At 62.4% G+C, this 19,148-nt stretch carries 16 protein-coding genes; 12 read left to right on the forward strand and 4 right to left on the reverse strand.

Annotated features, from left to right (window positions below; all coding sequences use genetic code 11):
• Window positions 1–140: 140 nt before the first annotated feature.
• Window positions 141–1,046 (reverse strand): LysR family transcriptional regulator, encoded by a 906-nt coding sequence (locus RBB29_RS07285; protein WP_306113913.1) that lies wholly within the window; start codon window positions 1,044–1,046, stop codon window positions 141–143.
• A 159-nt stretch (window positions 1,047–1,205) separates the two neighbouring features.
• Here RBB29_RS07285 and RBB29_RS07290 point away from each other — a divergent pair, with 159 nt between their 5' ends.
• From RBB29_RS07290 to RBB29_RS07340, 11 genes are all read left to right on the forward strand, one after another.
• Entirely contained in the window at window positions 1,206–4,625 is a 3,420-nt protein-coding gene (locus RBB29_RS07290; protein ID WP_306113914.1) for an indolepyruvate ferredoxin oxidoreductase family protein, read from the forward strand.
• A gap of 84 nt (window positions 4,626–4,709) precedes the next feature.
• Window positions 4,710–5,573, forward strand: a complete 864-nt coding sequence (locus RBB29_RS07295; RefSeq protein WP_306113915.1) for a lysophospholipid acyltransferase family protein — start codon at window positions 4,710–4,712, stop codon at window positions 5,571–5,573.
• Between the two features lie 21 nt (window positions 5,574–5,594).
• Window positions 5,595–6,407 (forward strand): glutamate racemase, encoded by an 813-nt coding sequence (gene murI, locus RBB29_RS07300; RefSeq protein WP_306113916.1) that lies wholly within the window; start codon window positions 5,595–5,597, stop codon window positions 6,405–6,407.
• Between the two features lie 60 nt (window positions 6,408–6,467).
• Entirely contained in the window at window positions 6,468–7,496 is a 1,029-nt protein-coding gene (gene argC, locus RBB29_RS07305; protein ID WP_306113917.1) for an N-acetyl-gamma-glutamyl-phosphate reductase, read from the forward strand.
• A gap of 9 nt (window positions 7,497–7,505) precedes the next feature.
• Window positions 7,506–7,952: a cytochrome c maturation protein CcmE gene (gene ccmE, locus RBB29_RS07310; protein ID WP_306113918.1), complete on the forward strand. Its 447-nt coding sequence runs from the start codon at window positions 7,506–7,508 to the stop codon at window positions 7,950–7,952.
• A 65-nt stretch (window positions 7,953–8,017) separates the two neighbouring features.
• Window positions 8,018–8,629, forward strand: a complete 612-nt coding sequence (locus RBB29_RS07315; protein WP_306113919.1) for a holin-associated N-acetylmuramidase — start codon at window positions 8,018–8,020, stop codon at window positions 8,627–8,629.
• Window positions 8,620–9,195 (forward strand): holin family protein, encoded by a 576-nt coding sequence (locus RBB29_RS07320; RefSeq protein WP_306113920.1) that lies wholly within the window; start codon window positions 8,620–8,622, stop codon window positions 9,193–9,195. Before RBB29_RS07315 ends, RBB29_RS07320 begins: the two co-directional genes overlap by 10 nt.
• A gap of 78 nt (window positions 9,196–9,273) precedes the next feature.
• Window positions 9,274–11,241, forward strand: coding sequence for a heme lyase CcmF/NrfE family subunit (locus RBB29_RS07325; protein ID WP_306113921.1), 1,968 nt, complete (start codon window positions 9,274–9,276; stop codon window positions 11,239–11,241).
• Window positions 11,238–11,690 carry a cytochrome c-type biogenesis protein gene (locus RBB29_RS07330; RefSeq protein ID WP_306113922.1) on the forward strand — a complete coding sequence of 151 codons (453 nt, stop codon included), beginning with the start codon at window positions 11,238–11,240 and terminating at the stop codon, window positions 11,688–11,690. The genes RBB29_RS07325 and RBB29_RS07330 overlap by 4 nt, the downstream gene beginning before the upstream one ends.
• A 75-nt stretch (window positions 11,691–11,765) precedes the next feature.
• On the forward strand, window positions 11,766–12,545 hold the full coding sequence (locus RBB29_RS07335) for an enoyl-CoA hydratase-related protein (protein ID WP_306113923.1): 780 nt from the start codon (window positions 11,766–11,768) through the stop codon (window positions 12,543–12,545).
• Window positions 12,546–13,247: a DUF2161 domain-containing phosphodiesterase gene (locus tag RBB29_RS07340; RefSeq protein WP_306113924.1), complete on the forward strand. Its 702-nt coding sequence runs from the start codon at window positions 12,546–12,548 to the stop codon at window positions 13,245–13,247.
• A 121-nt stretch (window positions 13,248–13,368) separates the two neighbouring features.
• Here the strand turns inward: RBB29_RS07340 and gltA are convergent, their stop codons facing one another.
• Together gltA and gltX are read right to left on the reverse strand one after the other, a co-directional pair.
• A complete protein-coding gene (gene gltA / locus RBB29_RS07345; RefSeq protein WP_306113925.1) occupies window positions 13,369–14,664 on the reverse strand; it encodes a citrate synthase in 1,296 nt (431 codons plus the stop codon).
• Window positions 14,665–14,734: 70 nt separating this feature from the next.
• Complete coding sequence (gene gltX / locus RBB29_RS07350; protein ID WP_306113926.1) at window positions 14,735–16,135, reverse strand: glutamate--tRNA ligase; 1,401 nt, start codon at window positions 16,133–16,135, stop codon at window positions 14,735–14,737.
• Window positions 16,136–16,215: 80 nt separating this feature from the next.
• On the opposite strand from gltX, the gene RBB29_RS07355 reads away from it, so the two are divergent.
• Window positions 16,216–18,222 (forward strand): ComEC/Rec2 family competence protein, encoded by a 2,007-nt coding sequence (locus RBB29_RS07355; RefSeq protein WP_371931445.1) that lies wholly within the window; start codon window positions 16,216–16,218, stop codon window positions 18,220–18,222.
• Here the strand turns inward: RBB29_RS07355 and lexA are convergent.
• Window positions 18,216–18,917: a transcriptional repressor LexA gene (lexA, locus tag RBB29_RS07360; protein WP_306113927.1), complete on the reverse strand. Its 702-nt coding sequence runs from the start codon at window positions 18,915–18,917 to the stop codon at window positions 18,216–18,218. The genes RBB29_RS07355 and lexA overlap by 7 nt on opposite strands.
• Window positions 18,918–19,148: the final 231 nt, after the last annotated feature.

The following is a 19,148-nucleotide window of genomic DNA, read 5'->3' on the forward strand; positions in this document are numbered from 1 at the left end:
ACAGGGAGGTATGATGGTGACCGCCTCGCGGCTATCACCGTCAAGGGTTGAATTAGGGATTGCGTGTGAGTCGTTCAAGAACAATAATGCCGCACCCGCAGCATTGCTGGTATGCGTTGCGTGCATACCACGGTGGAATTTCAGGTAAGTTCTTGTTTTTTCATATTTTTACGGTAAAGAACGATTTCTTCCTGAACGAAATCACGAAACGCTGCAATACGTTTCGAATGTCTTAATTCCTCGGGATAGGCCAAAAACACCGGCACTTCGACCGATTCTACCTCTGGTAGAACTGGCACGAGCTGCGGGAAGTCGTTGATGAGGTAGTCCGGAAGGACGCCGATCCCGAGGTTGTTGAGCACGCTTTGAAGCACACCGTAGTAGTTATTGACGGTCAGCCGGGAGGGGATGTCAAAGGTCATCAACTCCTTGACCAGCACCGCGCCGGCCCCAACCTGCGCCGAACGCGGATTTTGGCAGATCAACCGGTGATCATGCAGATCCTGGGGCGCTTTCGGCATTGCATGGGTCTCGAAATAGGTTTTCGCCGCATAGAGACGCATGTGCACGCTCATCAACCGCTTGCGGATCAGGTCGGCCTGGCTAGGCTCTTTCATGCGGATGGCGACGTCGGCCTCCCGCATCGGCAGGTCAAGTACCTTTTCTTCGAGCATCAGGTCGATCTTGAGATCGGGAAACTTCTCGTAGAGCTTTGGCAAACGCGGGGCGAGCCAGAGCGTGCCGAAACCGATCGTGGTCGTCACGCGCAATTCGCCGAAGACTTCCTCTTCGCTGTCACGGATGCGCGCGGTCGCCGCCTCAAGGCGCTTCATCATGGCCCGGGTTGCGTCGAACAGAAGTTCCCCCTGTTCGGTCAGAATCAGCCCCCGCGCATGGCGGTGAAAAAGCGTGGCATTAAGTGATTCTTCAAGCGCCCGCACCTGCCGCGACACCGCGGATTGCGACAAATGCAGTTGGTCGCCCGCATGTGTCAGACTGCCCGCGTCCGCCACCGCGTGAAATATTCTAAGCTTGTCCCAATCCATACCCGCAACTTTCGATTCAAAACGTCCCCGGTCACGCAATAGCAAAAAACCGACGGAGATACACCGCCCATTCCCACAATTTCCGCTTGGTAGGTCATATATTTTGACCTATTATTACCCTATATTGAGACGTAGCACGCCAGACGGTGGGAGGCCATTATGAGCAAGCAACAAGTGTCACTGAACGACCGGTTCGACCTCGAGAAATCGCCGGTTTTGCTGAACGGGACGCAGGCGCTTGTGCGGTTGATGCTGACCCAGGCAGCGCGCGACAGGGCGGCTGGTCTGAACACTGCCGGGTACGTGACCGGTTACCGCGGCTCGCCCCTGGGCGCGGTCGATTTGCAGATGACGCGCGCGGCCAAGCTGCTCGGGCAATCGAACATCACTTTCAACGAAGGCCTTAACGAAGACCTGGCGGCCACCGCGCTGTGGGGCAGCCAGCAGGCGGAGCTGCGCGGCGAGGGCAAGTATGACGGTGTTTTCGGTCTGTGGTACGGCAAGGGGCCAGGGGTGGATCGCACCGGCGACGTGATGCGCCACGCCAACATGGCCGGGACGAGCGCCAAGGGCGGCGTGCTGATGGCGATGGGGGATGACCATACCGGCGAAAGCTCCACCGTGCTGCACCAGTCGGAATGGGCGCTGGTCGACGCCTACATGCCCGTGGTCAGCCCTGCTGGTGTGCAGGAGATCCTTGATTACGGCATCTACGGATATGCGCTCAGCCGGTTTTCGGGGCTCTGGGTCGGGCTCAAGACGATGAAAGACACGGTCGAGGCCACGTCGGTTGTCGATGGTCGGATCGACCGGATGCAATTGGTCACGCCGGAGTTTGACATGCCCGACGGTGGGCTCAACATCCGCTTGGGCGACACGCCGCACCTGCAAGAGGCGCGGATGATCGATTTCAAGCGTTTCGCCGCCGAAGAATTCAGCCATGCCAACAAGATGGACAAGCGGATGACCGGCAAACCCGGGGCCAAGATCGGGTTTGTCGCCGCGGGCAAGAACTGGCTCGACCTGGTGCACGCGCTTGACCTGCTGGGCATCGACGCGGACGAGGCCGAACGGCTGGGCATCACCACCTACAAGATCGGGCAGACCTTCCCGCTGGATATGAAGGGGTTTCATGCTTGGGCCGAAGGGTTGGACCTGATTGTTATCATTGAAGAAAAGCGGAAGCTGATCGAGGTTCAGGTCAAAGAGGCGATTTTTGACGACCGGCAGGGGCGCCGCGTCTATGGCTGGTACAAGGGCGGCGCGGGTGGGATGCACCGCGAAGAGCTTTTCCCGACACGGGGCGCGCTTGATCCGATCATGATTGCCGAAAAACTCGGCGGCATCCTGATCGAAGAGGGCCGCGGGACCGAACGGGTCAAGGCGGGGCTGGACCTTCTGGCCGATGCGCGCCGGAATGACAATGCCGAAGAAATCGCCTCGCGCTTGCCCTATTTCTGCTCGGGCTGCCCACATAACTCCTCGACCAAGCTGCCCGAAGGCACGCGCGCCTATGCCGGGATCGGCTGCCACTACATGGTGCAATGGATGGACCGCGAAACCACCGGTTTCACCCATATGGGCGGTGAGGGCGCGAACTGGATCGGCGAGGCACCGTTTTCCACGCGCAACCATGTGTTCCAGAACCTGGGCGACGGCACCTACAACCACTCGGGTGTGCAGGCCATCCGTGCGGCCTTGGCGGCGGGGACGAATATCACCTACAAGATCCTCTATAATGACGCGGTCGCGATGACTGGTGGGCAACCCAACGAAGGTGGCCTTGATGCGCCCCGGATCGTGGCTGAACTCAAGGCGATGGGGGTGAAACACCTCGCCGTCGTTTATGACGAGAAAGAAGACGTTGACCTTAAAGCCTTCCCGCAAGGCATTGAAATCAAAGAGCGTGCCGAGTTGATGGATGTGCAGAATCGCATGTCTGAAATCGAAGGCGTGTCGGCGATTGTCTATATCCAGACCTGCGCCGCCGAAAAACGCCGCCGCCGCAAGCGCGGGCTGTTTCCGGACCCTGACAAGCGCGTCTTCATCAATACTGATATCTGCGAGGGCTGCGGCGATTGCGGGGTGCAATCAAACTGCGTCTCGATCGTACCGGTCGAGACCGAGCTGGGCCGCAAGCGGGCGATTGACCAATCGAGCTGCAACAAGGATTTTTCTTGTCTCAAAGGCTTCTGCCCGTCCTTCGTGACCCTTGAGGGCGCGACCATCCGCAAGGAAAAGACGGCCGAGATCGAGCTTCCCAATCTGCCGCAGCCCGATCTGCCCGCGATCAACGGCACGCATAACGTGGTCATCACCGGCGTCGGTGGCACTGGCGTCGTGACCATCGGCGCGGTGCTGGCGCAGGCGGCGCAGATCGACGGCAAGGGGGCCGGCATGATGGAAATGGCCGGCCTCGCGCAGAAGGGCGGCGCGGTGCATATCCATTGCCGCCTGGCGGAGCGGCCCGAGGATATCGCGGCGATCCGCGTGGCCACGGGCGAATGCGACGCGCTCATTGGTGGAGACCTTGTGGTCAGCGCGGGGGCCAAGACACTGGGCCTCACGAAACGCGGCAGGACTGGCGCGGTGGTCAACAGCCACGAGATCATCACCGGCGATTTCACCCGCGATACCGAGTTCAAACTGCCCACCGACCGGCTGGAGCTGGCGTTGCAGGCGCGGCTCAAGGATGGGGTGCAGCTTTTCGATGCGACCGAACTGGCGCGGGCGGCGATGGGCGATTCGATCTTTTCCAACATGATGATCTTTGGCGCGACCTGGCAGCGTGGGCTGATCCCGCTGAGCCTTGAGGCGATCACCGCGGCGATCGAATTGAACGGCGCGGCGGTGGCCAAGAACCTGCGCGCCTTCGAAATCGGTCGTTGGGCGGCGCTTCATCCGGAAGAGGCCGCGCGCCTGATCCAGCCCAAGGTGATTGAACTGCCGAAATCACCCCAGGAAAAGATCGCCTTCCGCGCCGATCACCTCGTGGCGTACCAGGGTAAGCGGCTTGCCAAACGCTTCCGCAAAATGGTCGACAAGGTGGATGATGAGGGGCTGAAGCTGGCCGTGGCGCAAGGTTATCACAAAGTGCTGTCCTACAAGGATGAATACGAGGTTGCCCGACTTCTCTTGACCTCGCAGGAGAAGGCCGCCGCCGAATTCGATGGCGATTTCAAGATGACATTCCACCTGGCCCCGCCGATCCTGTCGAAGAAGGGCACGGATGGGCGTCCGATCAAACGCACCTTTGGCCCGTGGATGGCGAAACCGTTGAAAATGCTGACCAAACTCAAGGGTCTGCGGGGCACGCCGCTGGACATCTTCGGCTATTCGGCTGAGCGACGGATGGAACGCAGCCTGATCCGGCAATACGAGCGGGACATGCAGGAGGTGCTGCCCAAACTTGACGCGGATACCCGTGATGCAATCCTTGCCCTGGCGCTCCTGCCGCTGCAAATCCGCGGTTTCGGCCCGGTCAAGGAGGCAAACGCAGCGAAGGCGGAGAAACGGCGTGAGGAGCTGTTGGCGGTGATCCGCGCAGGGGGCGAGAAAACACGCCAGGCGGCGCAGTGACCGTCATCAAAACGTGATAAGGACGTTCCAGACTAACGCGGTCGGGTGGCAGCCACCCGCCGTGTCGCTTTGGGAGGTTTGCCGATGCACGAGCCCGCGAGAGTTGTCCGAGATGTAAGCTACGCGCATTCCGCCGAGACGCGCGGCGGACGGGCCATGATCCGGGCCATGGAGAACCTGACCGGACGCATCGGCCTGATCAAACGCGCGCGGGGCTACGAAGACGAAGTCGCCGCCGGGCGCGATTTCTGGCAGGTGATGGCCGACCGCTATGGCCTGTCGCTGGAGGTGGTGCAGGGCAGGCTCGACGCGATCCCGCGCAAGGGGCCGCTCATCCTGATCGCAAACCACCCATATGGCATCCTCGACGGGCTGATGATGGGTCATATCCTGAGCCACACCCGGGGTGATTTTCGCATCCTCGCAAATTCGGTCTTTCGCAAGGCCGAGGAGCTGAACCGGTTCATCCTGCCGGTCAGCTTCGATGAAACCCACGCGGCCATCGCAACGAACCTGGAGACTCGCCGCCGTTCGCTTGATTTCCTCGGGGAGGGCGGTGCCATCGGGATATTCCCGGGCGGGGCCGTTGCGACCTCGGCCAAGCCGTTTTCGCGACCCATGGATCCGGGCTGGCGCGGGTTTACCGCACGGATGGTGGCAAAATCCGATGCCACCGTGGTGCCGCTCTTTTTCGACGGGCAGAACAGCCGCCTGTTCCAGGTCGCAAGCCATCTGCATCAGACGTTGCGCCTCGGTCTGCTCATCAAGGAGTTCGGGCGCCGCGTTGATACGCCGGTTCGGGTCCATATCGGTCAGCCCCTTGGGCGCGACCTTCTCGACCCGCTTTCGCGCGATCCGAAATCCCTCATGGAATTCCTCCGCCATAAGACGTATGAGCTTTCTCCAACCCCGGTCGACTCGCGGTCGGTCGGATTCGAATGGGATTGATGGCGCACGGGCGCAGGACAGATGGCAGTAGGAATTTTCGATAGTGGCCTTGGCGGTTTGACGGTTCTGGACGCGGTTCAGAAGCGACTGCCCGATGTGCCATTCGTCTATTTCGGTGACAATGCCCATGCGCCATATGGGGTGCGCGATGCCGATAACGTGCATGATCTGACCAGGTCGGCGGTGACGCGGCTTTGGGAGGATGGGTGCAACCTTGTCATCCTGGCCTGCAACACGGCCTCTGCGGCGGCGCTGCGGCGGATGCAGGAGGCCGGTGTGCCCGATGGCAAGCGGGTGCTTGGCGTGTTTGTGCCGCTGATCGAGGCACTGACCGAGCGGCAATGGGGCGACAATTCCCCGCCGCGCGAGGTCGCGGTCAAGCATGTGGCACTGTTTGCGACCCCTGCGACCGTTTCCAGCCGGGCGTTTCAGCGCGAATTGGCGTTCCGCGCCATCGGTGTCGATGTCGAGGCGCAGGCCTGTGGCGGTGTTGTCGATGCGATCGAGGACGGTGACATGATCCTCGCGGAAGCATTGGTGCGGAGCCATGTGGACGCGCTCAAACGCAAGATGCCCAATCCGCAGGCGGCGATTCTCGGCTGCACGCATTACCCTTTGATGGAAGAGGTTTTTCAGGCTGCCCTCGGCCCGGAGGTAAAGGTCTATTCTCAGGCCGACCTGGTGGCCGAAAGCCTTGCCGACTACCTCGGGCGGCATGCCGATATGGCCGGGGAGGGCGCCGAATCCCGGTTCCTGACCACCGGTGATGCCAAGCGCGTCTCGGACCGCGCCACGCAGTTCTTGCGACGAAAAATCGAGTTTGAAGCGGCATAGATTGCCGCCGCACCGATAATTTTCTAAACGCTACCACATGAACAATGAAAGAGGTCTGCCATGACCCATAAAATCGCCATTCTGGGCGCCTCCGGTTACACGGGCGCCGAACTTGTCCGGCTGATCGCCACCCATCCGACGATGGAGATCGCCGCCCTTGCCGCCAATTCGAAAGCGGGCCAGCCGATGGCCGCCGTGTTCCCGCATCTGCGCCACCTGAAACTGCCGGATCTTGTGAAGATCGAAGAGATTGATTTTGACGGCATTGACCTGTGCTTTTGCGCGTTGCCCCATGCCACGTCGCAGGCGGTGATCAAGGCGCTGCCCAAAACGCTCAAGATCGTGGATCTGAGCGCGGACTTCCGGCTTCGTGACCCGGAGGTCTATGCCAAATGGTATGGCGGGCAGCACGATGCGCTCGAGTGCCAGGCAGAGGCGGTCTATGGCCTGACCGAGTTCTACCGCGAGGAAATCCGGGGCGCGCGGCTGGTCGCGGGGACGGGATGCAACGCGGCCACCGGTCAATACGCCCTGCGGCCATTGATCGCGGATGGGGTGATCGACCTCGACGATATCATCATCGACCTCAAGACCGGCGTGAGCGGGGCGGGGCGGTCCCTCAAGGAAAACCTGCTGCATGCGGAACTGTCCGAGGGTGCCCACGCCTATGCCGTGGGCGGCACGCACCGGCACCTGGCCGAGTTCGATCAGGAGTTTTCCGCCATCGCCGGACGGCCCGTCAAGGTGCAGTTCACCCCGCATTTATTGCCTGCAAACAGGGGGATACTTGGCACCGTTTACGTAAAAGGTGACCCGGAGGCGGTGCATGCATCACTGGCGTGCGCCTATGCGAATGAGCCCTTTGTCGAGATGCTGCCCTTCGGTCAGCACCCCAGCACCCGGCACATCCGCGGCAGCAATTTCTGCCATGTCGGGGTCACGGGCGACCGCATCCCGGGCCGGGCGATTGTCATTGCCGCGCTCGATAACCTGACCAAGGGGTCAAGCGGACAGGCCTTGCAGAATGCCAATCTGATGTTAGGTGAAGAGGAGACGACGGGCCTTATGCTGGCGCCGGTCTTTCCGTAGGGGAAAAAGATGAAGTCGCTCAAGAAAAAGCGCCGGATTCAGATCATCTCGATCGCGGCCGTGGCATTAATCGCTTCGACCGCGCTCATCGGGTACGCGATGCGCGACGGCATCAACTTCTTCCGCTCCCCGAGCCAGATCGTGGCCGAACCGCCGGCACCCACCGAAGTGTTCCGCATCGGTGGTCTTGTCGAAGAGGGCAGCCTTGTGCGCGGCGAGGGCGAGACGGTGCGGTTCAACGTCACCGATGGCGGCGCCGTCGTCTCGGTCACCTACACCGGCATCCTGCCTGACCTCTTCGAGGAAAATCAGGGCATGGTCGGAACCGGGACGCTCGAAGGTGGGGTGTTCAAGGCCACCGAAATCCTCGCGAAACACGACGAAGACTACATGCCCAAGGAAGTGGTCGATGCCCTTAAGGAACAGGGCGTCTACCAGGAGCCGGACGGTAGTTAAGCCCGGCATTAACCCTCCCGCCGCACTCTCTGCGCCAAATTTTCAACAGGAAAATGGGTGCAGGCATGCAGAGCGTCTCCGAGATTGCAAAAGAAATCGTCGCCCGTGAAGGCGGGTTTGTAAATGATCCGGACGATCCGGGCGGGGCCACCAAATACGGCGTGACCATTCACACGATGCGGCGGCTTGGGTTGGACCTCACCGGAGACGGGCGGATCAATGTGCGTGACGTGCGGCAGTTGAGCCGCGCGCAGGCCGAAGAGATTTTCATCAGCCATTATTTCCACCGTCCCGGCATTGCCCGTCTGCCGGAACCGTTGCAGGCCAGCGTGTTTGACATGTACGTGAATGCTGGATCGAACGCGATCAAGATCCTGCAACGGCTGCTGCGGCAGATGGGGCAGGCCCTGACGGTCGATGGCGCCCTCGGGCCCAAGACCGCGGCCGCGGCAGCCGCCGCCCACAACGCTGCGCCTGACCATCTAGTCGATGCCTATGGGATCGCTCGACGCAACTACTACTTCCGCCTCGCAGACCGGCGCCCGGCATCACGCAAATACGCCCGCTCCCGCGCCGGTGGCAAAGGCGGTTGGATCCGCCGGGCGGAGGAGTTCATTTCGCCCCGCTATCACCTCAGCACCGCCGAGTTCCGCAAGAGGACCGCGGCATGGGGTTGATCGGTCAGCTTTTGAACCTGGTATTCGGCGGCGGGCGGAATGTCGTCGCCGAGACCGCGGAGGTTTTTCGCGAAAACGCCGAGGCCGGGGCCGCGCGCGAGGCCGACATGCGCCAGCAGACCATGGTGCAATATGCCAGCGAATTCGCGCCACGGCAGCGCGGCTGGTTCGACCGGTTCATGGATGGGCTGAACCGCCTGCCGCGCCCGGCGATGGCATTGGGCACACTGGCGCTCTTTATTGCGGCGATGGCCGACCCGATCTGGTTTGCCGAGCGGATGCAGGGGATTGCCCTGGTGCCTGAGCCGCTCTGGTGGCTACTGGGGGCGATCGTGTCGTTCTATTTCGGCGCGCGCCACCAGCTCAAGGGACAGGAGTTCCAACGCTCGCTGGCCAACACGATGGCCCGCGCCCCCAAGGTGATCGACAATATCGAGGCGCTGCGCAAGCTCGGCGCAAAGAGCCCCGGCGTGGCTGACACCCGCCCCGATGCGGCGCTGACGCTGGCCAGTGTTTCCCCGGCGAACAACGCGGCACTTGACGATTGGCGCCGCACCGCCGCCTGATCTCGCCCGCGACAATGTGAACCCGCGGAAAGCGGTTTTCGCATTGGCCCTCGGGGGCCTGCGACCTATAATGACGGTATGATTACCGAGCTTGGTCATTTCGCCTTGATCCTGGCGTTCTTTACCGCCTGTTTTCAGGCCATCGTGCCGCTCATCGGGGCGCAAAGACGCATGCCCGGCTGGATTGCCGTCGCCGAACCCGCCGCGACCCTGCAATTCCTGCTGACGGCGACGTCTTTCGCGGCGCTCACCTATGCCTTCGTCTATTCGGATTTCTCGCTGCAACTGGTGGTGAACAATAGCCACACGGCGAAACCGCTCCTCTACAAGATCACCGGCGTCTGGGGCAATCACGAAGGCTCGATGCTGCTCTGGGTGCTGATCGTGACGCTCTTCGGCGCGATGGTCGCGTGGTTCGGTGGCAATCTGCCCCCCGGTCTGCGCGCGCGGGTTCTGGCGGTGCAAGCCATGATCGGCGTTGCTTTCTTCGCCTTCATCCTCTTCACCTCAAACCCGTTCCTGCGCCTTGCTGTGCCGCCCTTTGACGGTCGCGACCTCAACCCGCTTTTGCAGGATCCCGGCCTCGCCTTCCACCCGCCGTTTCTCTACCTCGGGTATGTCGGCCTCTCGATGACCTTCTCCTTCGCCGTCGCGGCCCTGATCGAGGGGCGCGTCGACGCGGCATGGGGCCGATGGGTGCGACCCTATACGCTGGCGGCCTGGATCTTCCTGACCATCGGCATCGGATTGGGAAGCTGGTGGGCCTATTACGAGCTGGGCTGGGGCGGCTTCTGGTTCTGGGACCCGGTCGAGAACGCGAGTTTCATGCCCTGGCTGATTGCGGCGGCGCTGCTGCATTCCTCCATCGTCGTGGAAAAACGCGAGTCGCTCAAAAGCTGGACCATCCTGCTGGCCATCATCGCCTTCGGGTTCTCGATGATCGGGGCCTTCATCACCCGTTCGGGTGTCATCACCTCGGTCCATGCCTTCGCCAATGACCCCGAAAGGGGTGTCTTCCTGCTGGGTATCCTCGCGATCTTCATGCTGGGCGGGCTGACGCTTTTCGCCGCGCGGGCAGGGGTGATGCAGGCCAAGGGTGTCTTTGGCCTGATGAGCCGCGAATCCATGCTGGTGGTCAACAACATCCTTTTATGCGTTGCCGCCTTCGTGGTTTTCGTGGGCACGATCTGGCCTCTCATCGCCGAGCTTTTCTTTGACCGCAAACTCTCGGTCGGCCCGCCCTTTTTCAACCTGGCCTTCACTCCCTTCATGGTGGCACTCGGTCTGATCCTGCCGGTGGGCGCGATGCTGCCGTGGAAACGCGCGAAACTGGGCCGGGTCCTCAAAACCCTGCGCTGGCCCTTCCTCCTGGCGCTGGCGATTGGTGCACTGGCCTGGGCGATGCAGAGCGGCCGCTCGGCGCTTGGGCCGGTCGGTCTCTTCCTTGCGGCCTGGTTGATTTCCGGGTCGGCGGTCGACCTTTGGGGGCGGACCGGGCGGGGCGCGGATCGGTTGCGGCGCTTGCGGCGTTTGCCGCGGGCGGATTGGGGCAAGGCCGTGGCCCATGCGGGCCTTGGTGTGACCATTGCCGGTGTGGCGGCGATGATGGCCTGGGAGGTCGAAGATATCCGTGTCGTGCAGGTGGGCGAGAGTTTCGACCTCGCCGGTTTCACCATCACGCTCGACGGTGTCCGCGAGGTTCAGGGGCCGAATTTCCTCTCGACCACCGGGGACATCACCCTTTCGCGCGCAGGCGACGTGATCGCCACCATGCACCCCGAAAAACGGATCTATCCCGTGGCGGGGATGCCCACGACCGAGGCCGCGCTCAACAATGGGTTCCTGCGTGATATCTACGTGGTGATCGGCGACCCGCAGGCAAATGGTGGATGGGCGGTCCGCAGCTATTACAAACCGCTGGCAAACTGGATCTGGGGCGGTTCGATCCTGATGGCGCTCGGCGGGGCACTGTCGCTCAGTGACCGCCGCTACCGCGTGGCGGCGGGCGCGCGCAAGGCGCCCCGGGCGGGGGTGCCTGCGGAATGAAACGCCTGGTCCTTTGCCTCATCCTGCTGATGTCTCCCGCCTGGGCCGTGCAGCCCGATGAGGTGCTGGACGATCCTGTGCTCGAAGAACGCGCGCGCGAGCTGTCCAAGGGCCTTCGTTGCCTTGTTTGCCGCAACGAAAGCATCGACGATTCCAACGCCGACCTGGCCCGCGACCTGCGCCTTCTGGTGCGCGAACGATTGGTTGCGGGCGACACCGATGCCGAGGCGATTGCCTTCATCGTCGACCGGTACGGCGAATATGTCCTGCTCAAGCCGCAATCGGGCGGCTCGAACCTGCTGCTGTGGCTGGCGGGGCCGGTGATGCTCTTGCTGGCCGGTGTCACCGGAGTAGTTTACCTGCGCCGACGCTCTGCGGCGACGGCCCCCGCCGAGGCGGGCCTCAGCGACGCGGAAGAAGCCCGCCTGAAGGAAATCATGAAAGAATGACGCGCGGTTCCCCTTTCTGCGCTCGCGGAAATCGGGTTTGACTGCGGAGGTGCAAGCAAAAGGAAGGGGCCGCTCGTGAAAGAGTATGACACGATCACGCTGGAGCTGTCGGAAGACATTGCCATTCTCAGCCTGAACCGCGTGGACAAGATGAACGCGCTCGACACCCAGATGCGCGCCGAGATCACCGATGCGGCGGGCTATGCGGGGCGTAATGCGCGGGTGTTGGTGCTGACCGGCAAGGGCAGGGCGTTCTGCTCGGGGCAGGACCTGAGCGATAGCGGCAATGCGGCCTCGATCGACCTCGAACGGGTGCTCAAGGACGAATATGTGCCGATGCTGCGCGCGATCAGCGACTGCCCGATCCCCACGATCAGCGCCGTGAACGGCCCGGCGGCGGGGGCAGGGGCCAACTTGGCACTGGCCGCCGACGTGGTGATCGCCACTGAGAGTGCCTATTTCCTTCAAGCCTTTACCCGGATTGGCCTCATTCCCGATGCGGGCGGCACCTATTGGTTGCCCCGGCAGATGGGCGCGGCCAAGGCCATGGGGGCCGCGCTTTTTGCCGAGCCGATAAGCGCACGGCAGGCGGATGACTGGGGCATGATTTGGGAGGCGGTCGAGGATGAGAAGTTCGACGCCCATTGGCGCGCCCGCGCGGCGCATCTGGCCCAGGGGCCGACGCAGGCTTATGGCAACCTCAAGCAGGCGGTGCGAGATAGCTGGGAAAACGGCTTTGCCCGGCAGCTTGATCTTGAGGCGCAGCTTCAGGGCGATTGCGGCAAGACCCGCGATTTCAAGGAGGGCGTTGTGGCTTTCCTCGAAAAACGGCCCGCCCGCTACGAGGGGCGCTGAGTGTCCGATGCGCCCGAAGAGGCACTCTATGCCCCAGTCAAGGCGTTCCTTGAGGGGCAGGGATATGTGGTCAAGGGCGAGATCGGCGCAGTGGACGTGATGGCCGTGCGCGGGGAGGATCCGCCCGTATTGGTCGAGCTCAAGAACCGCTTCACGCTGAGCCTCGTCCATCAGGGCATTGCGCGGCAGGCGGTGAGCGACGCGGTCTACCTTGCCGTGCCGCACAAGACTGGCCGCCGCGCTTACGTGGCCATGCGAGACAATGCCGCGCTTTGCCGGCGGTTGGGGCTTGGCCTGATGACCGTGCGGCAACGCGACGGTTTCGTCGATGTGATGGTTGATCCCGGCCCCTACAAGCCGCGCAAGTCCAAGGCGCATCTTGGCCGTCTGTTGCGGGAGTTTCAGCGCCGTGTGGGGGACCCGACCAAGGGCGGTTCGACCCGCACGGGGCTGGTGACGGCCTACCGGCAGGATGTGTTGCGGGTGGCCACCTATCTTGCCGATCACGGCGCCAGCAAGGGTGCGGTGGTCGCCAAGGCCACAGGGGTGGGCAATGCCACGCGGATCATGGCGGATGACCATTACGGTTGGTTCGAAAGGGTCTCCACCGGCATCTACGCGCTGACACCCGCCGGTGCCGATGGCCTGACGCTCTATGGGCGCGTCGATGCGATGACTGAACGAAAAGCAGATTTGCCTTAGCGCGCTTCGGGTTCCGAGACGATGACACGCCCCGGATGTGATCCGGGGCCTCTGCGCCTCACCAAAGGAGGTCCCGGGTCAAGCCCGGGACGGCGGGGCGTTCTGCACCGACCGGAAGACCTTAGCGGTTTTCGATATCCACGTAATCCCGCGCGGTCGCACCTTGGTAGAGCTGCCGCGGGCGGCCGATCTTGAGTTGCGGATCGGCAATCATCTCTTTCCACTGCGAAATCCAGCCGATGGTGCGCGACACGGCGAAGATCGGGGTGAACATCGACGTGGGGAAGCCCATCGCCTCCAGGATGATGCCGGAATAGAAGTCGACATTGGGGAAGAGCTTCTTCTCGGCGAAGTATTCATCCTCAAGCGCCTGTTTTTCCAGCTCTTTCGCCACCTGAAGCGTCGGGTTGTCCTCAACGCCCAGAAGCTCAAGAACCTCATCCGCCGACTGCTTCATCACCTTCGCGCGCGGGTCGAAATTCTTGTAGACGCGGTGACCGAAGCCCATCAGACGGAAGGGGTCGTCCTTGTCCTTGGCGCGGTCGATGAACTCGGGGATGCGGTCCACGGTCCCGATCTCGCGCAGCATCTCAAGGCAGGCCTGGTTCGCGCCGCCATGGGCCGGTCCCCAGAGACAGGCAATACCCGCCGCGATACAGGCAAACGGGTTCGCACCCGAGCTTGAGGCCAAGCGCACGGTCGAGGTCGAGGCGTTTTGCTCGTGATCCGCGTGCAGCGTGAAAATCCTGTCCATCGCGCGGCTCAGGATCGGGTTCACCTCGTAATCCTCGGAGGGCACGGCAAAACACATGCGCAGGAAGTTCGACGCGTAGTCCACGTCGTTGCGCGGATAGATGAACGGTTGTCCGATCGTGTATTTATAAGCCATCGCGGCGATGGTCGGCATCTTGGCGATCATCCGGATCGAGGCAACCTCGCGCTGCCACGGATCGTTGATGTCAGTGCTGTCGTGGTAGAAGGCGCTGAGCGCGCCAACGACACCGACCATGATCGCCATCGGATGCGCATCCCGTCGGAACCCGCGGAAGAGGAAATGCATCTGCTCATGCAGCATGGTGTGATTGGTCACGCGGCTCTCGAAATCCTCAAGCTGCGCGGCCGAAGGCAGATCGCCGTAGAGCAGCACGTAGCAGACCTCGAGGTAATGCGATTTCTCGGCCAGCTGGTCGATCGGGTAGCCGCGGTGCAGCAACTCACCCTTGCCCCCGTCGATAAACGTGATCGTGCTGTCGCAGCTTGCGGTCGAGGTGAAGCCGGGATCATAGGTAAACACACCCGCCTGGCCATAGAGCTTGCGAATGTCGATGACATCGGGGCCGGCAGTGGGGGAGAAAATCGGAAGGTCGTAGGTTTTCCCGTCGATTTCAAGTTTCGCGGATTTGGTGCTGTCTGTCATGTCGATTTCCTCCGTCATCGCGCCCCAGGGCGGCCTCTTGTCGTTGTGCCGTCAGGTCAGTCTCCTCCACCTAACCGGCCGCGTCGGTAAGCCGGGCGATCGTTTCCTCGCGCCCGAGCACCAGCATCATATCAAAGACGCTTGGCGTTGCACTCCGCCCGGCCAGTGCCGCGCGCAGCGGACCGGCCAACTTACCGAACTTCATGTCGTGATCTTCGGCGAACCGGTTCGCAGTCGCCTCAAGGTCGTCACGGGACCACCTAGCATTTTGCAGCTGCGGCGTCAATTCTTTCAGTATACCACGGGATACATCATCAAGCATTTTTGCAGATTTTTCATCCGGCGTGATCGGTCGATCCGCCAGGATAAATTCAGCTTTATCAAGCAATTCCGGGAATGTCTTGGCGCGCTCTTTGAGGCAGTACATGCCCTTTTCGAACAAAGCTGCCTTGGCGTCAGACAGCGGCGCCTGACCGGTTACGGCCCGAAAATCCGCCAGATCATGCAGCAGTGCAGCATCGTCGCTGGCCGCGATATGCTGACCACAGAGGTTTTCTAGTTTCTTGAAATCAAACCGCGCCGGGGATTTGCCGATACCGGAAAGGTCGAACCACGCACGCGCCTGCGCATCGGTGAAAAATTCGTCATCGCCGTGGCTCCACCCGAGCCGGGCGAGGTAATTGCGCATGCCCGAGGCCGGGTAACCCATGGCGCGATATTCCTCGACCCCAAGTGCGCCGTGCCGTTTACTCAGTTTCTTGCCATCCGGCCCGTGGATCAGCGGGATATGCGCCCAGACCGGCACGTCCCAGCCCATGGCGGTATAGATCCCCATCTGCCGCGCGGCGTTGTTGAGGTGATCGTCGCCGCGGATGACATGGGTTACGCCCATATCGTGGTCATCGACCACAACTGCAAGCATGTAGACCGGCGTGCCATCGCTGCGCAGCAGGATCATATCGTCAAGCTGATCGTTGCGAATGGTCACGTCGCCCTGCACCTGATCGTGAATCACGGTTGTGCCCTCGGTCGGCGTGCGCAGGCGGATCGCAAAAGGCGCGTCGGGATGTGTCGACGGATCGGCGTCACGCCAGGGGCTCTGGAAAAGGGTCGAGCGTTTCTCGGCCTGGGCAGCGTCCCGGAAGGCGGCAATCTCTTCCTGGGTCGAAAAGCACTTGTAGGCTTTCCCATTGGCCAGCAACTCATGCGCCACTTCGGCGTGACGCGCCGCACTTTCGAACTGGCTGGTGGCCTCACCGTCCCAATCCAGCCCGAGCCATTTCATCCCGTCCAGGATCGCCTGCGTAGCCGCATCGGTCGAGCGGGCGCGGTCGGTGTCTTCGATCCGGAGCTTGAACTGCCCTCCGTGATGGCGGGCAAAGAGCCAGTTGAAGAGCGCCGTGCGCGCCCCACCGATATGCAGAAAACCGGTGGGAGAGGGGGCAAAACGGGTCACGACATGCTGCGACATGGGGCAAATTAACCTTTCGGTAACCGGGATGGAGATAGCGTTAACGCCTGTCTATCGACCCGTCAGAGGGGTGACAAGTCTTGGCCTTGGGGCATGTCCTGCAAACCATGTGGCTGACGCAGCGGGGGCATTTGTTCCCCTGGGTGCCGGTGTTCCTGGCGATCGGGATCGTGACCTATTTCACCATGAAAACCGAACCGCCGATGGCCGCCTATGGGTGGGTCGGCGGGGCGGGGTGCGTCCTGGCGCTGGCGACCCGCTGGTCCGGTGCAATGCTGGCGCCGGTGCTCTGGGCCTTGGCGCTCGTGGCGTTCGGGTTTTGCCTGGCGGGCTTGCGCGCCCACCAGATGGAGGCGCCGGTGATTGGCTGGCGTTACTACGGCCCGGTCGAAGGGCGGATTATCGGCATCGACCGCTCGGCCAGCGATGCGGTGCGCCTTACCCTGGATCAGGTGGTGTTGCGCGATGTGGTGCCGGAGAAGACCCCCGAACGCGTGCGGATCTCGCTCCATGGGCAGCAGGGGTTTACCGATCCGGTTCCCGGGCTGCGGGTGATTGCCACCGCCCATATCTCGCCCCCGGGCGGGCCGGTTGAACCGGGCGGCTTCGATTTTCAGCGCCACTCCTGGTTTCTGAAACTAGGCGGGGTGGGCTACACGCGGACGCCACTGCTGGCCATCGCCCCGCCGGAGCGCGGCCAGTGGCTCTTCAAGACGCGGATGTGGCTCTCGGCCCGGGTGCAGGCGGCGCTTCCCGGCGAGACCGGCGCCTTTGCGGCCGCCATCATGACGGGGGACCGCGCCGGCATGGGGCAGGACACGCTAAAGGCCCTGCGGGTGTCGAACCTCGCCCACTTGCTGGCCATTTCGGGCCTGCATATGGGGCTTTTGGCCGGGTTCGTCTTTGCGGTCTTTCGCATTGGCCTTGCCGCGATTCCCTTTATCGGACTCAGGGTCCCCACAAAGAAACTGGCCGCGGCGATGGCGATGGTCGTGGCCGCGGGCTACCTGGCGCTCTCGGGTGGCAACGTGGCCACGGAACGGGCCTTCGTCATGGTCGCAGTTGCCCTCGTTGCGGTACTCTTTGACCGGCGCGTCTTCAGCCTCCGGGCCGTGGCGGTGGCGGCGATCATCGTGTTGGTGCTCAGGCCCGAGGCGTTGCTTGGCCCCGGGTTCCAGATGTCTTTCGCCGCCACAACGGCACTTGTCGCGGTTTTCGGCTGGTTCAGGGATCACAAGATCCGGTTCGGGCCGCCCTGGATGAACGGCGTGTCTTCGGTTTTCATCTCGTCGCTGGTGGCGGGGCTGGCCACGGCCCCGGTTGCGGCGGCGCATTTCAACCAGTTCGCCCATTACGGATTGCTCGCCAACCTGCTGAGCGTCCCGCTGATGGGCGTGCTGGTGATGCCCGCTGCTGTGTTGGCAGCCTGCCTATTGCCTCTCGGGCTTGAGGGCATCGCGCTCTGGATCATGGGGCTTGGCCTGCGCTGGATCTTGGGGGTCGCGCATTTCGTCTCGAACCTCGATGGCGCGCGCGGCACAGTGGTCAGCCCCGAACCTTTCGTGTTGCCGCTGATGATGCTTGGGGCGCTGGTGATCGTGCTCTGGCAGGGGCGGGCGCGGGTCGTTGGCGTGGCTCCGATGATCGCGGCTTTTGTCTTCTGGTCACAAACTACCCGGCCCGATGTGTTGATCGCCGATACCGGCGGGCTCGTCGGCGTGATGACCGAGGAAGGACGGGCGCTGAGCCGGCCAAAGGGAGGCGGGTTCATCGCGCTCAACTGGCTTGAAAACGACGGCGATGCCGCGCTGCAAGAGGGCGCCGCCGCGCGTTGGTCCGAGGCGCTGCCTGCGGCCTTCAACATCACCGCCATCCGCGGCAAACGCGCCGCAGAGGCCCTGACCGATTGTGCTGAAATGGACTGGGTGGTGATGAATGTCGATCCGCCGCGGGACCTGCCGTGCCGGGTTATCCATCCGGAAACATTGCAGAAATCAGGTGCCTTGGCGCTCTATCGGACCGATGAGGGGATCAAAACGGTGTCTGCGCGCCAGCTCACCGGCGCGCGGCTCTGGAATTCTCAGTAGGTGCGGATCAGCCCAACGAGGCAGCCCTGCACCTTGACCTTGTCCTCTGGGAAAACCCGTGTCTCGTAGGCCGGGTTGGCGGCTTCGAGCGCGATGGCATTGCCCTTGCGGAAGAAGCGTTTCAGCGTCGCTTCGTGATCTTCGACAAGCGCCACGACGATATCGCCATTATCCGCCGCACTGGTTTCGCGGATGATCACCACGTCGCCATTATTGATCCCCGCGTCGATCATCGAGTCGCCCTTGACCTCAAGCGCGTAATGCTCGCCCGAGCCTTTGAGCATGCTGCCCGGCACGGCGACGTTATGCGAGGCATGAGAAATCGCTTCGATCGGCACACCGGCTGCGATCTGCCCCATCACGGGCAGTTCCAGCGCCGCGGCGGTCTCAACCGGTTGGGCATTGGCGGGTTTCGCCGCATCGGGCTTGTCACCGTCGATCACGCGGGGCGAAAACCCATGGGTCGCTTCGCCGCCCAAGGTCTCGGGCAGTTTCACGATTTCCAATGCCCGGGCGCGGTGTGCCAGACGGCGGATGAAACCGCGTTCTTCCAATGCTGTGATCAGCCGGTGGATGCCGGATTTCGACCGGAGGTCCAATGCCTCCTTCATTTCGTCGAAACTCGGGGGAACACCATCGCGCTGCACACGCTTATGGATAAACTCCAGCAAATCCAACTGCTTCTTGGTCAACATCTGACGCATCCTCCGGTCACTGCGTTTTGTTTTGTTCTACGCATGTTCCCGTTTTGTGTCAACTGTGGATAAAATCCGTGGAGAGGGAGATGGGATACTGGCGTAATGGCTTCGCTGTTTTTCACTGTGTGGCAGAGGAGCCAGCGGGCAGTACCCGACCGTGGGTGGGCGCTGCCCGGCGGTGCTGCGCGCCTTGGTTCGGGCTGGGACGACATTCGCAGGGAGCTCAAC

The sequence above is a fragment of the Roseovarius sp. MMSF_3359 genome, from assembly GCF_030733385.1.
GTDB lineage: Bacteria > Pseudomonadota > Alphaproteobacteria > Rhodobacterales > Rhodobacteraceae > Roseovarius.

Coding starts and splice junctions, on each gene's coding strand:
- RBB29_RS07285 (WP_306113913.1), bottom strand. CDS start 1,046: ATGGATTGGGACAAGCTTAGAATATTTCACGCGGTGGCGGACGCGGGC.
- RBB29_RS07290 (WP_306113914.1), top strand. CDS start 1,206: ATGAGCAAGCAACAAGTGTCACTGAACGACCGGTTCGACCTCGAGAAA.
- RBB29_RS07295 (WP_306113915.1), top strand. CDS start 4,710: ATGCACGAGCCCGCGAGAGTTGTCCGAGATGTAAGCTACGCGCATTCC.
- murI (WP_306113916.1), top strand. CDS start 5,595: ATGGCAGTAGGAATTTTCGATAGTGGCCTTGGCGGTTTGACGGTTCTG.
- argC (WP_306113917.1), top strand. CDS start 6,468: ATGACCCATAAAATCGCCATTCTGGGCGCCTCCGGTTACACGGGCGCC.
- ccmE (WP_306113918.1), top strand. CDS start 7,506: ATGAAGTCGCTCAAGAAAAAGCGCCGGATTCAGATCATCTCGATCGCG.
- RBB29_RS07315 (WP_306113919.1), top strand. CDS start 8,018: ATGCAGAGCGTCTCCGAGATTGCAAAAGAAATCGTCGCCCGTGAAGGC.
- RBB29_RS07320 (WP_306113920.1), top strand. CDS start 8,620: ATGGGGTTGATCGGTCAGCTTTTGAACCTGGTATTCGGCGGCGGGCGG.
- RBB29_RS07325 (WP_306113921.1), top strand. CDS start 9,274: ATGATTACCGAGCTTGGTCATTTCGCCTTGATCCTGGCGTTCTTTACC.
- RBB29_RS07330 (WP_306113922.1), top strand. CDS start 11,238: ATGAAACGCCTGGTCCTTTGCCTCATCCTGCTGATGTCTCCCGCCTGG.
- gltA (WP_306113925.1), bottom strand. CDS start 14,664: ATGACAGACAGCACCAAATCCGCGAAACTTGAAATCGACGGGAAAACC.
- gltX (WP_306113926.1), bottom strand. CDS start 16,135: ATGTCGCAGCATGTCGTGACCCGTTTTGCCCCCTCTCCCACCGGTTTT.
- lexA (WP_306113927.1), bottom strand. CDS start 18,917: ATGTTGACCAAGAAGCAGTTGGATTTGCTGGAGTTTATCCATAAGCGT.